We start from the raw sequence: 3,120 nt of genomic DNA, 5'->3' as shown, positions 1-3,120 counted from the left end.
TAAATCACAAATACTATCTGCTAATGTAGGTTCCTTACGTATTTTCATACCATAAAAATACAACTTATTTATCTGATATACAATTATATAAGGTGATTTATTTTGTTAATTACCATGCAACGGTCTTAATATATGGTTGGGTACTTATGCATAGTCATTTACATATGATTTGCAGGGCTGCAGAAGGATTTCAGCTTACGGATATTTTAAGAGATTTTAAGCGGTATACCTCAAAGAAAATAGTAAAACAGATTGAAGATGAACCAGAAAGCAGGCAAGAATGGTTATTGCCTTTCTTACAGAAATATTGTGAGCATTTAAAACGTGAACAGAGATTTAAACTATGGCAAGATGGTAATCATGCGAAAGTGATTTATAGCAACTCTTTCTTCTATGAAAAGCTTAACTATATCCATCAAAATCCTGTGCAGGAAATGATAGTTGAAAAACAAGAAGAATATTTATTTAGTTCTGCAAGAAATTATGCTGAATTGCCAAGTTTATTAGAGATTATTCTAGAAACACCACAATTGAAGACTTATCTTTAGTGATTTCGTTAGTTATTCACTCGGAAGGCATACTGAGGCTCCGCTCAGCAGAACTTTCCGAGTGAGCGGGTTTACAAGTTGATGATGTGGTTAGGGGTGAGGTTGGAGAGTAAATCCTTTCCTCATACACTCTATTTAATAAATACTACTAACTCAGAAACAGCTAGCTTGGATTTGCAATCCAAGTCTGTAAAATCACAAACATATATCTGTACTCGGAAAACATTTTCGAGCATGCTGATGTATCCAAAAAAAACCATATCTTCGTTTCAGATACATATCTCCAAAATCTAAACACATGAAAAAAGTAGCATTTATCATTTCTCTAGTTTTTATTAGCATATTTGGACACTCACAATCTTGTTTTCCTGATGGAATTACCTTTACTACTCAAGAGCAAATTGATAATTTCCCAACAGATTATCCCAATTGTTATCAAATTGAAGGACATATTACGATTGGGAATTATCCAGATGGTACATCAATTACCAATTTAGATGGTTTAAATAATATTACACAGATTGATGGAGGCTTAAGCATCTACTTCAACCTAAACTTATCAAGCCTTAGTGGATTTAGCAATTTAACACATATTGGTGGTGATGTAAGCATTTTTTATAATCCCGAACTTTATAGTTTAGAAGGATTAAATAACCTAAATGTTGTTGAAGGAGATTTAAAACTTGGTGAATATGAATTAACTGTGGGCAATGCCAACTTTCAGGATTTATCTGGTTTAAATGGTCTCAATCAAATAGGAGGTAACTTGATCCTATTCAAAAATTGGAGCTTATCTAGTCTTTCTGGTCTTGAAAATCTATCATCTGTTGGACAAAATATACAAATTTATAGTAATGAGAACCTTATCAATTTAAATGGATTAAATAATTTATCTTCTATTTCAGGAGTAATCATCTATAACAATATCATGCTTAATGATATCTCTGGAATTAAGAATATAAATGCTGATTCTATGAGTACCTTAACCATTTTTGACAACCAACAATTATCAAATTGCCATGTAAAAAGCATCTGTGATTATATCGCCATTCCTGATGCCTCATTTGATATTTTGGATAATAATACTGGATGCGATAATATTGAAGAAGTAGAAGAAAATTGCGAAACCACAGGAATAATAGAACACAATAATCTGATCTCAATCATACCTAATCCTGCTAAAGATTTTGTTCAGTTTCACTTTGAACAAGAAAACGAAACAACCATCAGAATCTACAATACAAAAGGAAAATTAATAGAAGAAATAGTAGGGAAATCTAATCTCATTTGGAACTGTAAATCATTCTCTTCAGGATTATATTTTTATAATGCGTACTCCGAGCATCAGTCCTATTCCGGAAAAGTCATTATTCAATAGCTTACCACAACCCAGCTCACTCGGAAGGCATTTCCGAGTAAGCTGGGTTAGAATTGAGATTGGGGAGTAAAACAAAGCCTTACGAGTATAACTAATAAGGCTTTAAATTTTTCATGATGTTTGGTTAATATTATCTCAATACAACCATTTTTTTAGAATCGGCCACTTGTCCATCTATTTTAATGGTGTACAGATAGATTCCATTTTCTAAATCGATAGTATTAAGATTTATATGATGGGCTCCTCTGTCTTGTTTTCCTTCATCAATAGTAATTAATAGCTTTCCTGTGTAGTCAAAAACATTTAACTGGATATTGGCTTCCTGCTCCAAATTATAGCCTATTTGTGTGTTGCCATTAACCGGATTGGGTGAGTTTTGACTTAATATTTCATCGCTAGATATTGGATTTAGGTTTTCATTCTCCTTGCTTTTTAGTGGTAATAAGGAGATTAAATAGTCTCTTTTTGCTATGTATTCCTCTTTTGATTTGGGCTTGTGCTCTGGCATGGAGCCTACACCGTAGCTTGCTTTATTACTGCTGTTTTCCATAATATAATAGAGCAAGCCTAAATCAATAATAGCAAATATTTCTTCTTCAGTATCTGGTTCTCCTGAAATTCTAGCCTCATAGAAATCGATGGCTGTTTGCCAGTTTTCTAATTTAATATCACATCTGTTGCTAAAGAATTCTGCTAGTGATTTAAGCACATCATTAGTTTGAATACTTGGGTTGTCATTAAAATATTGACGCAGCGATGAATAATCGTTAGTGGCAAATAGTTCAACAATAAACAAGTCTTTAACAGCTGCTTGGGCAAATGTGGTATTAGGATAATCTGTGATTATGGTTTCCAAAGTAGTTTTTGATGCTATGAATTCTTCATCCTCAAATTGAGTTTGACTGGTCTCATATAATAAGGCAACAGGGCTACTGCTCCCTTTACTATCACCCGGACACCAATCAGGATCGTAATCATAAGCACCGTATGGCCTTAAATCTTCTGAAGCATTAAACCCAGTTCCCCAACAGTTATATTCAACATCAATAATGGTTTGGTTACTTGGTGGATTATTATGCAATACCAGTGGATCATTCACTCCACCATTGTCATAATCTTGTATTACATTATAATGAAAATAGGTGGGAACACTGTAGGTACTTATATAAACTTCTTCAGCATCGTTATTTTGAA

At 33.2% G+C, this 3,120-nt stretch carries 3 protein-coding genes; 2 read left to right on the top strand and 1 reads right to left on the bottom strand.

What is annotated here, in order from left to right; all coding sequences use genetic code 11:
- Window positions 1–146: 146 nt before the first annotated feature.
- Both HNS40_RS21940 and HNS40_RS21935 read left to right on the top strand, forming a co-directional pair.
- Window positions 147–548, top strand: a complete 402-nt coding sequence (locus HNS40_RS21940) for a hypothetical protein (RefSeq protein ID WP_253916470.1) — start codon at window positions 147–149, stop codon at window positions 546–548.
- 298 nt (window positions 549–846) lie between these two features.
- On the top strand, window positions 847–1,926 hold the full coding sequence (locus tag HNS40_RS21935; RefSeq protein WP_172284855.1) for a T9SS type A sorting domain-containing protein: 1,080 nt from the start codon (window positions 847–849) through the stop codon (window positions 1,924–1,926).
- Between the two features lie 130 nt (window positions 1,927–2,056).
- Here HNS40_RS21935 and HNS40_RS21930 read toward each other — a convergent pair.
- A partial coding sequence (locus tag HNS40_RS21930) for a T9SS type A sorting domain-containing protein (protein ID WP_172284854.1) occupies window positions 2,057–3,120 on the bottom strand: 1,064 nt, incomplete at its 5' end.

Source organism: Lentimicrobium sp. S6, from assembly GCF_013166635.1.
Taxonomy (GTDB): domain Bacteria; phylum Bacteroidota; class Bacteroidia; order Bacteroidales; family UBA12170; genus UBA12170.
This window is presented reverse-complemented; position numbering and strand designations above follow the sequence as displayed.